This window comes from Methylobacterium nigriterrae (genome assembly GCF_037106235.1).
Taxonomy (GTDB): Bacteria; Pseudomonadota; Alphaproteobacteria; order Rhizobiales; family Beijerinckiaceae; genus Methylobacterium; species Methylobacterium nigriterrae.
Map to the genome: position 1 here is coordinate 1 of NZ_JBAWTG010000053.1, position 14,978 is coordinate 14,978.

General features: G+C 63.1%; 15 protein-coding genes and 2 pseudogenes. 9 read left to right on the top strand and 8 right to left on the bottom strand.

Annotated features, from left to right (window positions below):
* The coding region (locus tag WDW90_RS22445; RefSeq protein ID WP_336489685.1) for a hypothetical protein at positions 1-951 on the bottom strand (951 nt) is incomplete at its 3' end.
* A gap of 106 nt (positions 952-1,057) precedes the next feature.
* Positions 1,058-1,603 (bottom strand): hypothetical protein, encoded by a 546-nt coding sequence (locus WDW90_RS22450; RefSeq protein WP_336489686.1) that lies wholly within the window; start codon positions 1,601-1,603, stop codon positions 1,058-1,060.
* Positions 1,604-1,818: 215 nt separating this feature from the next.
* Here WDW90_RS22450 and WDW90_RS22455 point away from each other — a divergent pair, with 215 nt between their 5' ends.
* On the top strand, positions 1,819-2,589 hold the full coding sequence (locus WDW90_RS22455) for a helix-turn-helix domain-containing protein (protein WP_336489687.1): 771 nt from the start codon (positions 1,819-1,821) through the stop codon (positions 2,587-2,589).
* Positions 2,590-3,055: 466 nt separating this feature from the next.
* Here WDW90_RS22455 and WDW90_RS22460 read toward each other — a convergent pair whose 3' ends face one another.
* Both WDW90_RS22460 and WDW90_RS22465 read right to left on the bottom strand, forming a co-directional pair.
* Positions 3,056-5,776, bottom strand: a complete 2,721-nt coding sequence (locus WDW90_RS22460; RefSeq protein WP_336489688.1) for a PriCT-2 domain-containing protein — start codon at positions 5,774-5,776, stop codon at positions 3,056-3,058.
* Between the two features lie 5 nt (positions 5,777-5,781).
* Positions 5,782-6,114, bottom strand: coding sequence for a hypothetical protein (locus WDW90_RS22465; RefSeq protein ID WP_336489689.1), 333 nt, complete (start codon positions 6,112-6,114; stop codon positions 5,782-5,784).
* Positions 6,115-6,562: 448 nt separating this feature from the next.
* On the opposite strand from WDW90_RS22465, the gene WDW90_RS22470 reads away from it, so the two are divergent.
* The 3 genes from WDW90_RS22470 to WDW90_RS22480 all read left to right on the top strand — a co-directional run bounded on the left by WDW90_RS22470 (position 6,563) and on the right by WDW90_RS22480 (position 8,306).
* Positions 6,563-6,739: a hypothetical protein gene (locus tag WDW90_RS22470; protein WP_336489690.1), complete on the top strand. Its 177-nt coding sequence runs from the start codon at positions 6,563-6,565 to the stop codon at positions 6,737-6,739.
* A gap of 98 nt (positions 6,740-6,837) precedes the next feature.
* On the top strand, positions 6,838-7,509 hold the full coding sequence (locus tag WDW90_RS22475) for a recombinase family protein (RefSeq protein ID WP_336489691.1): 672 nt from the start codon (positions 6,838-6,840) through the stop codon (positions 7,507-7,509).
* Between the two features lie 287 nt (positions 7,510-7,796).
* A complete protein-coding gene (locus WDW90_RS22480; protein WP_336489692.1) occupies positions 7,797-8,306 on the top strand; it encodes a hypothetical protein in 510 nt (169 codons plus the stop codon).
* A 268-nt stretch (positions 8,307-8,574) separates the two neighbouring features.
* On the opposite strand, the pseudogene WDW90_RS22485 reads toward WDW90_RS22480, so the two are convergent.
* Positions 8,575-9,027, bottom strand: a pseudogene (locus WDW90_RS22485) (Y-family DNA polymerase); the annotation flags it as partial.
* Complete coding sequence (locus WDW90_RS22490; RefSeq protein ID WP_336489693.1) at positions 9,024-9,479, bottom strand: LexA family protein; 456 nt, start codon at positions 9,477-9,479, stop codon at positions 9,024-9,026. The pseudogene WDW90_RS22485 and the gene WDW90_RS22490, both read right to left, overlap by 4 nt.
* 180 nt (positions 9,480-9,659) lie before the next feature.
* Here WDW90_RS22490 and WDW90_RS22495 point away from each other — a divergent pair, with 180 nt between their 5' ends.
* Entirely contained in the window at positions 9,660-10,049 is a 390-nt protein-coding gene (locus WDW90_RS22495; RefSeq protein WP_336489694.1) for a hypothetical protein, read from the top strand.
* Between the two features lie 32 nt (positions 10,050-10,081).
* Here WDW90_RS22495 and WDW90_RS22500 read toward each other — a convergent pair whose 3' ends face one another.
* The gene (locus tag WDW90_RS22500; RefSeq protein WP_336489695.1) at positions 10,082-10,816 is read right to left on the bottom strand and encodes a transcriptional regulator; all 735 of its coding nucleotides are present in this window, start codon (positions 10,814-10,816) and stop codon (positions 10,082-10,084) included.
* A gap of 416 nt (positions 10,817-11,232) precedes the next feature.
* On the opposite strand from WDW90_RS22500, the gene WDW90_RS22505 reads away from it, so the two are divergent.
* From WDW90_RS22505 to WDW90_RS22520, 4 genes are all read left to right on the top strand, one after another.
* Positions 11,233-11,880 carry a nucleotide-binding protein gene (locus WDW90_RS22505; RefSeq protein ID WP_336489696.1) on the top strand — a complete coding sequence of 216 codons (648 nt, stop codon included), beginning with the start codon at positions 11,233-11,235 and terminating at the stop codon, positions 11,878-11,880.
* A complete protein-coding gene (locus tag WDW90_RS22510; protein WP_336489697.1) occupies positions 11,880-12,179 on the top strand; it encodes a ribbon-helix-helix domain-containing protein in 300 nt (99 codons plus the stop codon). Before WDW90_RS22505 ends, WDW90_RS22510 begins: the two co-directional genes overlap by 1 nt.
* A gap of 40 nt (positions 12,180-12,219) precedes the next feature.
* Entirely contained in the window at positions 12,220-12,447 is a 228-nt protein-coding gene (locus tag WDW90_RS22515; RefSeq protein ID WP_336489698.1) for a hypothetical protein, read from the top strand.
* A gap of 1,016 nt (positions 12,448-13,463) precedes the next feature.
* Entirely contained in the window at positions 13,464-13,991 is a 528-nt protein-coding gene (locus WDW90_RS22520) for a calcium-binding protein (protein WP_336489699.1), read from the top strand.
* A 150-nt stretch (positions 13,992-14,141) separates the two neighbouring features.
* Here WDW90_RS22520 and WDW90_RS22525 read toward each other — a convergent pair.
* Positions 14,142-14,683: pseudogene (locus WDW90_RS22525) on the bottom strand (chromate transporter); the annotation flags it as partial.
* Positions 14,684-14,978: the final 295 nt, after the last annotated feature.

A 14,978-nucleotide genomic window follows, 5' to 3' on the forward strand; every position in this document is an offset into this window, starting at 1 on the left:
CTGCATATCGATTTCCAGGTTGAACAGCCTCGGAGCCGTGTCAGGATCGGCATCGCATTGTGGCGGTTGCGGTTTATGGCTCTCCCGAGCCGTGAACTCGGCAATTTTCCGCGCGTCCTTGCTGTCCAGCGTCAGCGAGAAACATTGCATGTAGTCCCTGGGCAAAAGACGGTGCTCCCGAATGATTCGGAAGGCCAGGGCATACGCTTTGTCCTCTCCGGGAATGACAAGACGCGCAGTCACGGCCCGCGGGAGGTCCTTGATGTATGGTCCCTCATAGAAGGGCTGACCGGTTCCCGGACCATAGATGCGGTCATACGCGGCGACCATCGCCTCGATCTTGGGCAAGCATCGAAGCAGCGGCCCATCCTGTTTATCTGCACCTGATGCGAGCAGCTTCAGCGCTGCTTCACGATCCGGGGCAACAGCTACCTCTTGAGCAATGCAACTCGAGGCGGCCCGAATGTAAGGCAGGGCTCCGCGACGGCGGACCTTGTTCAGCTTCTCCCGTTCGGGAGCCGGAGGATCTGCAAACTCGGGCCGGATGATCGCGCCGGTTAAGCCTACGCCTCCTGGAGTCTCGCTAACCACCCCACTGACCTTGACGCTGCAAATGGTCGATGCTGCCGGTTTCTCGCAATTCTCCCGAGCCCAGAACTCGCTGCCGGGATCGAGACCGCGGCTCAGGAGCATCACGTAACCAACCCTAGCAGGGCCGCTGAACAGCGTGCACTGGATGCCCGATGGACCAGGGGCACCTAAGGCGCAGCGAGTCAGCGTGACCCGCTGTCCGATGCGATCCCGCCAGTTGTTGAAAAATTCCCGGCTGTTGAGCGGAAGCAGGGATGGCTCCGGAGCCAACGCCCTTGTGGCTGGTGACAGTTCTTGCGCCTGCACACTCGGCGAGGCCAAGAGAACCGCGACGAGCAAGACGACCGAGATCCACCGCATGCTTCACCTCGGGATCAGGAATAAGGGCGGGCCAATGAGATTGGCGGGGCAGACTGCTGAGACCGCGTGTAATCCACGGATCTCACAACCTGCCCCGCAGGCTTCGTCACAGATCGGCGGGCCGACGCGGCGGAAGCGGCACAAGTCTCGGGAGTAGCGGCGCCTGAACGGAGGAGGTCGTCTCCGGATCCTTGGGGCGGATCAGCCCCGGCTCCATCGCGCCTTTCGGGCCGTAGTTCTCGTAAGCCCACTCGCAGGCTTCGCCGCCCACACGCGCTGCCAGCTCACCCGCCAGCGCGTCGCGTCGGTGATCCACGAAGGTGCGTTCGCCCGGCGAGAGCGGCCCAAGCCCATTCGAGGCTACCAGACGATGAGCGGCTTTGTCCGAGACCTCGACCTCGCTGCAGGCGCGGGCTGCCGCTTCGGCGTGCGCCAGGTGAAACAGGCTTGCGAGCCGTCGGCGAACGACAGGGTTCTGCTCGCGATACACACCCGGAGCCGTAAATCCCCAACCCTGCTCCCACCAGCCCGTCTGGCCAATCTGGCCTGACGAAGCCGCAACGCTCTTGGGGGGCTGCGCTTGGCTCGATGAAGTTCCCGCAAGCACACCGCAGGCGAGAAAGACTGCTCCGATTGCAACTGATCTGATCATGGGCCGCGCTCCTCGAGCGTTTCTGGCCCGCATTCCCAAGGTGATGTTGGATCTGGCGTCCAACTCTCGAGAGAGACATGTGTCTGAGTGATTGTTCCGAGTAGAGCGTCGGCTGGAACGTCGATGCAGCAGATTGCATCAGCCTGTGCAAACCGGAAAATAGGAATTTCCGAACCGGAAAGCTGATGTACGCTGGTCAGGATCGGGGACGGACGATGACCAACGGCGAACTTCAGTTCCGCATCGGGCGCGCGAAGCGGATCGAGCAGGCGCTCGTCGGGAAGAAGTGGACCCGCATCCATCTCGCCAAGCTGACCGGCTACGATGAGCGCACCATCCGCAACATTCTGAGCGGCAAGCCCGTTCGCGACCAGACGATCGTGGATGTCTGCCAAGCGCTCGGCATTGAGCCGGAACTGGAGCAGGATCACCACATCGAGATCGCCGAGGAGCAGTTCGGCGCCTACGCCCGCGCGCCGTTCCGCGCCTACGAGGGCGCCTTCTTCGCCTATCGCCGCAGCTTCAGCGTGCCCTCGCGCCTGCTGCGCACGGTCATTGAGTTCGCCTGGTCACGGGAGAAGGCGTGCCTGACCTTTCAGGAGCACAGCCGCTACGCGAGCGCCCGAAAGCTGGTCAACAACAGCCAGGGCGGCTGCGTGCACATCAGTCCGCTGACGGACCTGATCCATCTTGTCACGAGCTGGCAGGGTGCGGTGCGGCTGATCACGCTGACGAAGATGCGGGGCGGCGAGCCGGTGATGCGGGGCGCCGTGCTGACCCAGAGCGAGCACCGCATGTTCTACCAGCCGTCCATCTCGCCGATGGTGCTGATCAAGATTGAGGACTACGAGCCGGAGCAACACCGGGCGATGGTGGGGCAGATCGATGCATCGGCTGAGGAGTACGAGATGGTTTGCGAGGAGCTGGAGCAGACCGAGCGCGAGGTCGTTCAGCTCGCAACTGCGCCTAGCCGGGAACTCGCCTAGCGCCGGTCGTGGTCCGGCGCGTCTGCGTATGGGGGGCTAAGCTGCCGTCGGTCGGGCCCCTCAGTCAGGAAATAAATAGAAGCTGCAACGGGTTAACTTGGGGCTCCCACTAGTCCGTCGGGCTTTACGCGGGCGAGCACGCGCTGCACCTGAACAGCCGTCCACGTGGAGCCTCCGCGGGCGACCGGGATGCTACGCTTCGTAAGGGCCCTGGCGAGCCCGCTGGCGTCGTGACACCTCGGAGCGGTTTGAGGGAGGGTAGGCGCCAGCTGCCGTTTATGAGCTTCTGCCTCCAAACTGCCAGGGCGGGCAGGGACCAACGCAGGAGTGGAATAGGGGTTTTAGGGGTTTTAGGGGTTCGTTGCTGGCCCTTGCCCCAAACTGTCAGGGAGAGGCTGACACTTTCCACGCGTAGGCTGTAGGAAACCCCTAAAACCCCTTAAACCCCTATCCCACCGCGCCGGCTTCAAAACTCCGACTCGTTGGTGGGGTAGGGCGCCGGCCCGACCAGGGAGAAACGGTTGCCGTTGCTCCCGTCGACCCGCATCTCGAGCCGGTGGCTCTCAACGACACGGCCGCTGATCCCTGACAGCCACTTGCCGAGCCGGCGGCTGTTCACCGCACCACCATCGCCAGCAACCCGCAGAAGGAGGTCACGGAACTCAGGCGCCTTGAACTCCTGCGAGCCGTAGTTGAAGTCCAAGCCGGGCGCCTTCTCGCAAGCCGCCTTGATGATGGCGTTGGTGGTGTAGCCTGACGCCAAACTCAGATGCTCGCGCCAGTGCCCGAATAGCTCGCGGACTGCGGACAGCGCCGGATCCTCCTCGCGAGCCGTCTCCATGCTGGCGACCGGATCGGCATGCCCAAGCCAGATCAGGGGCGCGCGCACCGTCGCCGACCAGTCGCCGTAGCTGCCGATCGGCCCGCACACAGTGGGTGAGCCCGCAGCGCGATAGGCCCGAACGATCGTCAGGGCTGCGGCGACGTAAGCGCCCCGATCTGCGAGCACGCGCTCAACCGGATCAAAGTCGAACGTCCGCAACTCCGGCCGCTCCACCTTGGCATCGAGGGTGCAGAGCACGGTGCGTCGGGTCATGTCACCGACCAACGTCAGGTTATTGCCGGTGGCGAAGACCGCGCAGCGGCATTCCAGCTCCGGAGCCTCGCTCTTGCCGAGGATGCGAACCTTGACCACCGGCCGCTCCGTCAGCTGGCACAGCATGTCTCCACCCAGCTCGCCATTGACGTTGTCCAGCGATACGACCGCGGCTGCGTCGCGCAGCAGGGCACCTAGGCGCTTCTCGGTTTCCTCCTCGGTTTTGCCTGCCGCAATGACGGGGCAGTGCCGCCCAGTCGCGATGGCTGAGGCAATGTCCACCAGCAGGCTCTTGCCCGTGCCTGGACTATGGGCTCGGATGGCATGGAGCGGCGCGACTGGCAGGGTTCCGCGCACCACCGCTGTCAGGATTCCAGACAGCGCCACGGCACGGTCGACCGGCTGGACGAACGGGAAACCCGAGAGCAGATCTTCCAACAGCCGAAGCGCCGCCTCTGCCTCCGCCCGGCTGGGCTGCGCTGAGAGTGGCGGCATCTGAAACGCGCGATCCAGCGCGAGGAACAGCCGCGTTTCGGGGTCATAGCCCGGCGTTGAGAGGACCGACCCATCCGGACGAAGCGTCGGCGTAGTGATGACGCCTGCAACCGATGGCAAGTGCCACTCGCCCTCGCGCACCAAGAGCGTCATCATCACCTCGACTGGCGGGTTGGTGTCGACCCACTCCTGCCCGCGCTTGTCGAACCGTTGGAAGCGCATCACCCGAGCTGCAATGTCCGACAGGCTTGTTGCGCAAAGCGAGCGCAGCCGGGCCACTGTTGTCATCCGACCCTTGGCGGCCGGCACCGTATCCGTGACAGGACGCGCCAGGACTCCGGCGCGGGAAAAAACGTCCACACCTGCCTCCCGGAGGAGCATTTCCGTTCGGTCTGCTGCCTTCGGCGTCTTGCCGGCGGCAACGAACACGATGGGGCGGCCATCCCCAGTCTCTCCATGCGCCGCGCCCTGATCATCACTTCCCGCCTTGCTGCGCTTCACTGCGCTAGGCCGAACCCGGCGCGCCCACCCGTTCTGCGATGCGTGCCAGAACAGCGTGCCGACCGTGATGGTGCGGCGCTTGGCGAAATGTGGCCACGTGGCCGCCGTTAGCGCTGGGTCGTTGCGCGGTGAGCCTGCGGACCATTTTTCCCAGAGGTCACGCCCTGCATCGCCCAAACCGTCGTACAGGGCATATCCGATCCTGATCCAGCCGTCGTAGTCGAAGTCGTTCGCGATGCTCTCCAGCGCCGAGGCGATGGTGTCCTGATCGGCAGGATCGTTCCTGCGAAGCCCGCTGGCGCGCCATCCGGCCCTTTCCCGCTCCCCGGTCTCCTGTCTCTGCTCGCTGCGCGTGCGCGCACCACCCTTGCGCAGGATCGTCTCGGCCTCAGCCAGGACAGCCTGGAGCGCCGTTTCAGTAATCTCAGGCAGGTCGCTGAAAGCGACTGTGAGAGGTGAGCCCTCAGGCCAGTAATAGGGCTGTTGCGTCTCAGGATGTTTGCCGAAGGCGATGAATTGCTGACCGTGCGCCAGCACCTCAACCCTCGTCGGCTTCTCCTCGGGGTCGTCGGTGAAATAGCGCGCGGCCGTCTGAAGCTTGGAGATCGGAGTTGCGAGGCGATAGGCGAACAGCACTTTCGGCGCTCGCCCAATCCGGCAGAGCGGCGTAGGGCCCAGCCGCTTGATGACCATCTGGGAGATGGCCTCCGCCAGATCTGGCTGCAGGACGTCCACGTCGACCCCCACGAGCGTGCCGCAGAGGAGGCCCGTGTTCGTGTGGTCAGCATGGACGTCCGACCACCGCTTGATCTTCAGGGCGTCGGCATCGCGGCACACACGTTGCCACCCAGGCATGAGCACGCGCTTGCCGGCAGCCGGGACCGGGTGATAGCCGAGCTCGCGCAGGGTCAGGCGCAGCGTGTCCAGCGTCGCTTTCGGGCACGCGGCGTCATCCGCTGAGGGGCCGGGCTGTTCAGCTCCCTGAGATGGCTCTCCCGGAGCTTCGTGTGCTGCGGCCTGGGGATCGAGGCTCGTTTCGGGCGCGTCAAAGCCCTCCGCGAAGGCTTTTTCGCGGCTCGAAAAACGCTCGGTCATGCTGCTTACCCCGCCGTTGATGCAATGGCGGGGAGCGGGATGCTCAGGCGATGGTAGTATGCCGCTACCTGGTCGGATGATCGGTCGCCGCTCACGTAGAGCGCGAGCGCCTCCCGGTCATCTTCAAGGAGCATCTGCACGGCAACACGGCTGACAGCGACGCGGCCATGGATGCGGCGGCCGATGCCATGGTCCTTGATGTAATAATCGAGGGAGCGCCTGCAGCGCCGAAGAAGCGCTTGCGCTTCTGTGGCTGTTATCGCCTCTTCCGCAATGTATGGAACAAGAACTTTGCGCGGAGTTGTGATGTCACAAGTTTTTTGTTTGATGCCTGGCATTTGTCATCTTTCGATGAAAGCCAGCTGAACTGCTGAACAGGCAAAAATTGCGCACCAAAGACTTGCCGGAACTTCCCTTTAATGGAAGCCGGTTTGCACACAGGTGTTGACGTGATGTGCCTGGGGCGCTAGGCTTGATCAGCAATCCAACCGGTTTTGGACTTAGGGTTCAGTTTCGGTTTGACCGCCGCTCGGAGGTACGAACTCCGGGTGGCAATCGGCTAAGACAAAGCCCCTGCTGGCAGAAGCCAGCGGGGGCTTTGTCGCGTCCGCTCTTAACGGACGATTCACAATTGATGACATGAAAGCTTGGCCCTGGCAAGTCGTTTTGCGCGGGCGTGCAGATTTCTCGCTGGTCGTTAGGCTACGCCGGCTTACGAAACCGGTTCTGCGCATCGTATCATTATGCGTACGATGACCATGATGCGCAGGACGACACACGTAAATCTTGCGCACGGTGACACAGCCGCAAGAAAGAACTGCTCTAGCGGTCGCCGTCAGCCTGGATGTCGGCACGGCGCTCCCGCTCGGCAGCGAGATGTTCACCCACCTAAGGCCCCGCTGCGGGATCATCACGACGCTCGTGGAGACCCCGGCGAATGCGCCCGACGTGCTGCCCGGCTGAGCGGTCGACCCAGCGCAAAGACGAATTGACACGCTTCCAGCGCCTGTTACATTTGCGGCAACGAACGTAGCCGTGAGTGTTCCGGGGCTGGAGGGTGCGTGGCGCAGGGCAAGTTCGTGGCCTACTACCGCGTCTCCACCGCCCGCCAGGGTCAGTCCGGCCTTGGCTTGGACGCGCAGCAGGAGGCTGTGCGCACCCACCTGAACGGCGGCAGTTGGCAGCTCGTGGCCGAGGTGGTCGAGGTCGAGAGCGGCAAGCGCAACGATCGCCCGAAGCTCGCCGAGGCGCTGCGGCTCTGCCGGATGCACGGCGCCACGCTGATCATCGCCAAGCTCGACCGGCTGGCCCGCAACGTGGCCTTCATTTCCAACCTGATGGAGAGCGGCGTCGAGTTCACGGCTGCCGACTTCCCGCAGGCGAACCGGCTGACAGTTCACATCCTGGCGGCGGTGGCCGAGCACGAGGCGCAGATGATCTCGGCCCGCACCAAGGCGGCGCTGGCCGCTGCCAAGGCGCGCGGGCGCAAGCTCGGGGGTGATCGGGGCAACTTCCTGACCGTGCGGGATCGTGGCAACGCGGCGAGCGTGGCGGTGCGGGGCGGGAAGGCGGACAGGCGCGCGGCCGATCTGGCGCCCGTCATGCGGGACCTGCAGGCCGGCGGTGCCTCATTGCGTCAGGTGGCAGCCGAGCTGAACGGCAGGGGCATCCCGACCGCTCGCGGCGGCACCTGGTCGGCCGTGCAGGTGAAGAGGGTGTTGGAGCGGGCCTAGCATGGCCAAGGTTGTCGCATTAGCCTGCCGCCATGAAGTCTGCCGCCCGCCTCACTCTGGTATTCTCTCTCGCTCTTGTCTGCCCCGTGGACGCCCGTGACACGGCTGGCGCGCCTGAGGCTCTGATAGGGCGCTTTGGGGCTTCGCCGACGCAGTGCCGCTCCTACAATCGCAAGTCCGACAATATTACCTCGATCAGCCGCGATTTCATGGAATTTTGCGGCGGCTCGGCTTGTAGCTCGCGGATCATCAGCCATCGAAAGACGCCGGCCGGTTACGTCCTACGCATGGCCAGCACGGGCAGTCCTGATGGCTGGACCTATACCGTCAGGAAAATCGACGGTGACATCTTCGAGGGAACTACTCGGGGGCGCACAGAGACGCTCGTCCGCTGCACCTTGAAGGATGTGGCGGCTGGCGTTGGCATGTCGACGACATTCGGGACTGGACTAACGAAATCAACTGATACGGCATTCTCTGCTTACTACGCACAGGCGGTCCCCACGGTCTGCCCTGATCTCCGGGCTGCCGATGCAGACATCCGGAGGGCGCTAACTGCAGCGGAACTCGGATGGGCCGACTTCCTCAAGCGCGGTCGAATGGTGGTCTATCCCCCTGGAACGTCTTACGAAGAGGATGCCCACCGAACCATGAGGCTCCAAGAGCAAAACGCGATCTCTGCTGTTCGATTAGACGCCCAGGAGCTTCCGGATTTTTGCAGTGAAGTTGAGAGGGCCTTCGGCGAGGGAGGCCGTGTTGCCCCTGGGCTTCTGATAGACCGCCGGAGAAAGGCTTAGCGTAGAAGCCACGCGGCGCGTCTCAGAATGGCGAGACGTGTATGACTAGAGCCTCTTCTGCTTCCTTGGTCGGAGGCAAGCGCGGCGGCACCTGGTCGGCCGTGCAGGTTCAGCGCGTGCTGGAGCGGGCGGCTTAAGGAATTCGGCTGCAGACAGAGCTACTTGGCCCTAGTGAGAATGCCATCGAACGTGCACTGCGCGCCATGCTCGCACGTGAGGTATCCCTGCTCTTTGACCAGCAGCGAGCGGCCTCTGAAGGAAAGGGTAAGGCGGCATTGGCCAGCGTCTTCGTCGGGCCGATGCCGATGCAGGTCGGGATGCCGGTCCAGGCCCGCACGGTCGCGCGCAGATCCTGCGCGAGCTCGCGGCGCTCGCGCACGCGCACGTCCGAGAGGTCGAGGAAGCTCTCGTCGATCGAGTAGATCTCCACCCGCGGAGAGAAGTCTCGGTAGACCGCGTTGGTGCGGGCCGACATGTCGCCGTAGAGCGTGTAGTTCGAGGAGAACACGCGCACGCCCTGGGACCGGCACAGGTCGCGGATCTTGAAGTAGGGCTCGCCCATGCGGATGCCGAGCGCCTTGGCCTCGGCCGTGCGGGCCACCGCGCAGCCGTCGTTATTGCTCAGCACGATCACGGGCACGCCCGCGAGCTTCGGGTCGAACACCCGCTCGCAGGAGCAGTAGAAGCTGTTGCCGTCGATCAAGGCGATGGCGCGGCTCATCGCACGAGCCCGGCACGCGCGATGTGCCAGCGGATCGAGAAGCGCACCACGCCCCAGATCTCGCCGTCGGTGAGCTCCTGGACGGCGAAGGCCGGCAGGTCCGGGTTGTCGAAGGAGAGCCGCGTCACGTTGCCGTCGACGATAAGCCGCTTGATCGACATCTCGCCGTCGATCGCGGCCACGACGACGCTGCCGTGCCCGGCCTTGAGGCTGCGGTCGACGATGGCGAGGTCGCGATCGAAGATGCCGGCGCCGCGCATGGAGTCGCCCGCGATGTTCCAGGCGAAGGTGGCGGGCGGGTTCGGCGCGAGCCAGCGCGGCAGCTCGAGCGCGCCCTCCAGGAAGTCGTCGGCCGGGGACGGGAAGCCCGCGCAGAGGCTCTGCCCCATGATAGGCACGTGCACGAGCCCATGAGCATCTGCTGCCAGTTCGCCGACACGATAGACGTCCATCCCGCTCCCCAGCCTAGAACGAATAGGGAACAAGAGGGAGGCCGGATCAGAGTTCAACCGGCGCTACGCGGCTGCTCGACAAGCCTGTGGAGACCTGTGGATAGCGTGGACAGGTCAGGTGCCAATTAGAGGCCAATGCGCCGGAAGACGCTGTTCCGCTGTCACTGACAAGAGCAGTCCATGCAGCAGCAGGCGGACCGCTGTCTTCCCTCGTCAGCCGGTCTGCAAGCCCATGATCTCCGCCTGTACCCCGGCAAGGTAGCCGGTGAGGCGCTGATTGAGGGCGCCGCTACAGGTGTTTGGCTTTCACGTGCTGGATCAACCCGCCGCGTTGACCCATCGCCCGGTTCCTCGTCACCTGGCCTGATGTCGCAGGAACGGCTGTCTGAGATGCAGGGACCACGCCGAGCCATGCTCGTCGGCTTTCAGCAGGCGGCTTACGCACGCTGCGATCTGCCGGGCGCCTGCAACGACAATCAACGACAGGCTCCCGCAGGATTGCGGATCGCTGTCGCAGCGATGATCGGCTTTCTTGAGGTCATAGCTCTCCTCACCCAGGCCCGGATCTGAGCGCGTTCGTTCGAACGGACAGCTACATGTCCTCATGACATGCCTCGAACCCTCCGCGACGGACCCGTGCCCGAATCTCGCGAGGCCGCTGCGCGAGCCCGACCCTGCCCTCCGGTAGCCCTTTGCGCCGGTTCCGCTGGCCGCTGACGACCCTTATCTAAATCATTGGTATTCGTGCCCTTTCGGTTTTGGCACCCACCCTGCCCCGAGAGCTGCAGCCAGGAGGACCAGTCCCGGCTGATGATCGCGACGACGTTTGTGTCGTTGCGGTAGGCTGAGACCCGGCGCTCGCGAATGCTCACGAGAGCCAGCGCCCTCGCCTGCCGGAGAGCCCGCCGAACAGTGGTCTCGCTCACGCCTGCGAGCGCCGCGATGGCGCCGATTGCCAACGTGCAGGTCCCGCGCTTTGCGACCTCGACCGCGACGACGGCCAGCGCCGCTTGTTCGCCTGGTGTGAACTGGCAGGCAAGCTTGGGGGGCATCCGTCCGGCTGCAGCCCAGCGCCGTCGCCGCTCCATCGCTACGCTGCGCTCTGGCGGGCGCTGAGGTTTGCGAGCGGGGAACGTAGCCCTGACACGCTGGAAGCCACTGGCGGGCTTCTGTGAGGCTCCTGTGGCCTTCCTGGCCTCGATGGCGAGCGACAGCTCCTCGGCCTGCGCTTCGGTCAACGCGTTCGCGCTGAACGCCTTCCACACGGCCGCCGATACCTCGGGCAGCCGGTCACGCGGCGCAGCTTCAACAGCTTGTCTCAGTTCCTCATGCAGCATCGATCCTGGCCCTCGTCGGGCCACGGCAGAACACTGGGCGGTGCCACAGGGGCACACCCATCCACAGGCAAAGCAAGACCGTTGGCAGAATTGGCGTTCCGCCTTGACCCCTGGGGGGCCCTGTGAGACTGTCGGGATTGCAATGTGTCCCGCTGGTCTCTCTGAGATCGGTCCACGGCCTCGAAGGTTGGCGCCTTCGGGGCCGTTGCTTTTTCTAGGTCACTGTCGCGGCGGTGATCTCCTCACGGCGTACCTCGCGCCGAATTTGCAACCGTGGCCGCTCAAGCGATTCCGGTCAACCTGCGACCCTACCGGCCGGCACGGTTAACGACCCGTTAACTTCCTCCCCCGAACATGCGTCTGCACGTGCGCATTGGCGCACCTGCCCCCTTACGTACTTACGTAACGAGGCACGCATGCACATCATTGTAGCCGCCTCTCAGAAGGGTGGTGCCGGCAAGACGACCTTGATCCGCAGCCTCGCGGTGGCGACGCAGCAGGCTCATGGCCCGACCGCCATCCTCGACACGGACCCGCAAGGCTCGCTCACCAGCTGGTGGAACCGGCGTGAGGCGCAGGAGCCGGCGCTAGTGAAGTTCGATCTGGTGGACTTCGAGGCTGGCGTGGCGAAGCTCGAAGCCGCTGGCATCGAGTACCTGTTCGTCGATACCCCACCGAGCGTTCACCCGGAGATGGGTGCCCTCTTGGCGCGGGCCTCGCTCGCCATCGTGCCAGTCCGCCCCTCCCCCGACGATCTCGATGCCGTGGGCGACACGCTCGGTCTCATCGAGGAAGCCGGTTGCCCCTTCCTGTTCGTGTTGACCCAGGCCAAGCCCCGAACGCGCCTCCAGATGCAGGCTGTGATGGCGCTAGCCAAGCATGGAAAGCTGGCGCCGACCGTCATGCACGACCGCACGGACTTCCCAACCGCAGCCATCAGTGGGCGCACGGTCACCGAGGTGGAGCCTGAGACTGCTTCCAGCCGCGAGGTGAGGGACGTGCTTCAGTACGTCATGGAGCAACTACGTAAGGACGCCAGCAAGGGTATGAGGAAGGTCGCGTAATGAGCAGCAAGCCGATGCCTTCCCTTGACGGCCTGATCCAAGCTAAAGGAGCCTCGCGGCCCGAGACGCTGCAGCAGCGCCCTGCAGCAGTTCAGCCCGCCACACAGCCGGCGCCTGCTCCGGCCGTCGTACCGGTCGCCATGACGGCTCCAGAGCCCAAATCCAAGGCGCTCACGCTCCGCCTCTCCGAGAGCCAATACCAGCGACTCCGCAGGTTTGCCTTCGACCGGGGCCTGAGCCACCAAGACGTTATCGAGCGGGCCCTCATGGTCTACCTCGACGCCGCAGTTAAGGACTGACGCCCTTACGTGCTTACGTAACCGCGTCGTGGATGAACCCGTGAGCGACACTTCCGACCCCATCATCCTGGCGCTCGTGGCCGAGAACGCTGAGCTGCGGCTTCAGCTCGCCGAGACGCAGGAACAATGCATCGAGATGGCGGTCGATGCCGGCGAGCTGCACGCCGAGATCGAAGCCCTCCGGGCGCAGCTTGCTGCGGCTGAGCGCGAGCGGAATACGTGGCGGGCAGAGGCGGGACGAGCCGCCGCACGGCGGTCTGCCGCATAGGCCGCGATAACGGCCAAGCTTAAGGCCAGGCGATGTTTGAGCCTGAAATCCTCACCATCGCGCTCGCCGGGCCGTTCCCAAGGCGGACCTCACGATGACCGAACCGGCCACCCGGCGCTTCCCAGCGCCCTGGACCGCCGCAGGGCTCCAGTCAGAGCCAAGCCGGACACGTGCCGGCGGCCCCGTTAGGCCGATGTAAACGCAGTCGCCGTCACTGAGCCCACAGCGTGACGCCGGGCGGAATGTTATGGCGAGCAATGCCCTGCCCACCAACAGTCGAGGGTAATCGAGTTAGCAACAGCGATTATATCATGCAGGCCCGCTTTGGCATTCGAGTCAGCTAGCGTCAAGCCAACGGCTGATCCAACCAAGAGCACGTAAATGGCCAAGTTTCTCATCCCGCCCTCCATGTAGTATGTGGCTTATGTAGGAAAAGAATTGATCCTGTTGTCGGAAATATCAATGCATTTACATTCATTTTATGTTATAAACTATGATTTTTTATGATGTATAAATTTGAATAATTCATAAGAATTAGGGATTGCCTGCTGTAAGCGCTCGATCAGGCAGCGCTACAGCGCCCGTGTCAGCGGGCCAACCTTCCTAGCGCACAGATGCAGACCGATGATCCTATAGCCAACCGCGAGAGCAGGCGGGCAGAGGTCGGCTGTGTCACGCCCATCCAGACAGCAGCGAGTAACGGCTGATGCTCCAGGATCACTTCGGATGATCAGAAGGCGGCAAGCCGATCAGAAAATGAAGAAGTATGATTTTGGGTGGAGAAATAATTATAAATAATGATTTAGTATGAAAACTTGTAGCATGCAGAATTTTACAGTAAAACTGTGACGCATCGCACGATCAGAGGTTGAAAATCATGCGAAAGGTATCTCGTCGTCGAGCCGGGCAAGATTGTTCCGGTAAATTAGTTGCTAGCCCGTGTACGTTTCGGCCTAGTGTAAGCCACCTTTCGACGACAAGGAGGGCTATCTCAAACGGAAAACGGAGTAGTTGTTATGATTAATTGGGTAGGATCAGAAGCCGCCGACTTCAAGTCTTTTGACGAATATGGCCTTAGCAACGATTTCGCTAAGGCAGGCGGCGGAAATGACATTGTCTACGGAGGAGCCGGCAGTGACCAGCTCTTTGGTGGAGACGGAGAGGATAAACTCTATGGCGGTATCGGCGTTGACGTAATTCACGGTGATGCCGGCCACGATAAAATTTACGGCGGCGCTGGAGCAGATCAGCTCTTTGGCGGCGAAGGAGCGGACGATTTCTACATTCATTCCACCGATACGGGAGATTATTTCTTCGGGCAAGCAGACCAGATTAATGATTTTAACTCCGATGATACGATCTGGCTGCAGGGAAACTTTAGCTATGGTGGATCAGGCAATGCACCAAATCCAGGTGAATACACTGTCTCCGCTCAAGACGGCGGCTGGCTTCTTACGTACAAGAACCTTGGCGAAGCATCCAATGTCTTCCATGATGTTCATGTCATGGGCGACAACCCTCTCGAACATATTAGTTTTTTCTAAGAGTAATTAAAGAACGGCATAATGTGTGTCCAAATTTAGTAGCCATGCATTGCAATCTCCTTGTACTGGCTCGCCGAGTTTTTCTCGGCGAGCTTTTTCACGTAGGGGTCTCAAAGGCGGAGACAGCCTGGACTACTTAGGCAGCATGGTGCCCCGCATGGCGGCCTGGGCGAGCGGGCGCGTCCGGAAGGCATCCCAGTTGGGCAGGCTGCCGTAGACCAGAAGCACACCCGGCAGGAAGCTCGCCACGAGCGCGATGGCCGCGCCCGTGACTCCGTGCGGTGCTGGCCGACCACGGCACCGAGGTAGGCGGCGAACGTGAACAGCGGTCCGGGCGCCGCCTGAGCCGCGCCGTAGCCGGCGAGGAAGGTGCCGGGATTGACCCAGCCTGGGGAGACCACCTCGGCCTGCAGCAGGGGCAGCACCACGTGGCCACCGCCGAACACGAGGGCGCCGGAGCAGTAGAAGGCATCGAAGAGCGCCAGCGCCTGCGACTGTAGGCCGGTGGCCAGCACCTGCGGAACGACGAGCAGCAGCACGAACGCGACCAACGCCACCGCACCGGCCCGCCGCGACACCGGAAAGGCCAAGTGCCCGCTCTGCGCCTGCGGGGCTACCCGGCAGAGCACGAGGCCAGCCAGGGCGCCGAGGACGATGGCACCGAGCTGCCCGAAGGAGCCGACGACGAACAATCTGCTGGCAGACCGACACACCGAGCTGATGCAGCCTCGGGTCCATGAGCGCGAGTCGATGCGCCCGAGATGGCACTCGGACGCTGGCGGCTTCTCGGCCACGGCCGCGACAAGCAAGCGCCCCGCGGCTCCTTAGTGGCGTAGGATGATTGTACGCCAGCGTTCATCGACCTTCATCGCGGATCATCGAAGTTCACAGAACCAAGCTCGCCTATGTGGCACTGTGAAGAGGAGCATTTCCGCTGCACCGTTGGTGAGCTATGACTATGAGCCACACAGAGACATCAGCAGGTTG

Coding starts and splice junctions, on each gene's coding strand:
- WDW90_RS22450 (WP_336489686.1), bottom strand. CDS start 1,603: ATGATCAGATCAGTTGCAATCGGAGCAGTCTTTCTCGCCTGCGGTGTG.
- WDW90_RS22455 (WP_336489687.1), top strand. CDS start 1,819: ATGACCAACGGCGAACTTCAGTTCCGCATCGGGCGCGCGAAGCGGATC.
- WDW90_RS22460 (WP_336489688.1), bottom strand. CDS start 5,776: ATGACCGAGCGTTTTTCGAGCCGCGAAAAAGCCTTCGCGGAGGGCTTT.
- WDW90_RS22465 (WP_336489689.1), bottom strand. CDS start 6,114: ATGCCAGGCATCAAACAAAAAACTTGTGACATCACAACTCCGCGCAAA.
- WDW90_RS22480 (WP_336489692.1), top strand. CDS start 7,797: ATGGCCAGCACGGGCAGTCCTGATGGCTGGACCTATACCGTCAGGAAA.
- WDW90_RS22490 (WP_336489693.1), bottom strand. CDS start 9,479: ATGGACGTCTATCGTGTCGGCGAACTGGCAGCAGATGCTCATGGGCTC.
- WDW90_RS22495 (WP_336489694.1), top strand. CDS start 9,660: ATGCAGCAGCAGGCGGACCGCTGTCTTCCCTCGTCAGCCGGTCTGCAA.
- WDW90_RS22500 (WP_336489695.1), bottom strand. CDS start 10,816: ATGCTGCATGAGGAACTGAGACAAGCTGTTGAAGCTGCGCCGCGTGAC.
- WDW90_RS22505 (WP_336489696.1), top strand. CDS start 11,233: ATGCACATCATTGTAGCCGCCTCTCAGAAGGGTGGTGCCGGCAAGACG.
- WDW90_RS22510 (WP_336489697.1), top strand. CDS start 11,880: ATGAGCAGCAAGCCGATGCCTTCCCTTGACGGCCTGATCCAAGCTAAA.
- WDW90_RS22520 (WP_336489699.1), top strand. CDS start 13,464: ATGATTAATTGGGTAGGATCAGAAGCCGCCGACTTCAAGTCTTTTGAC.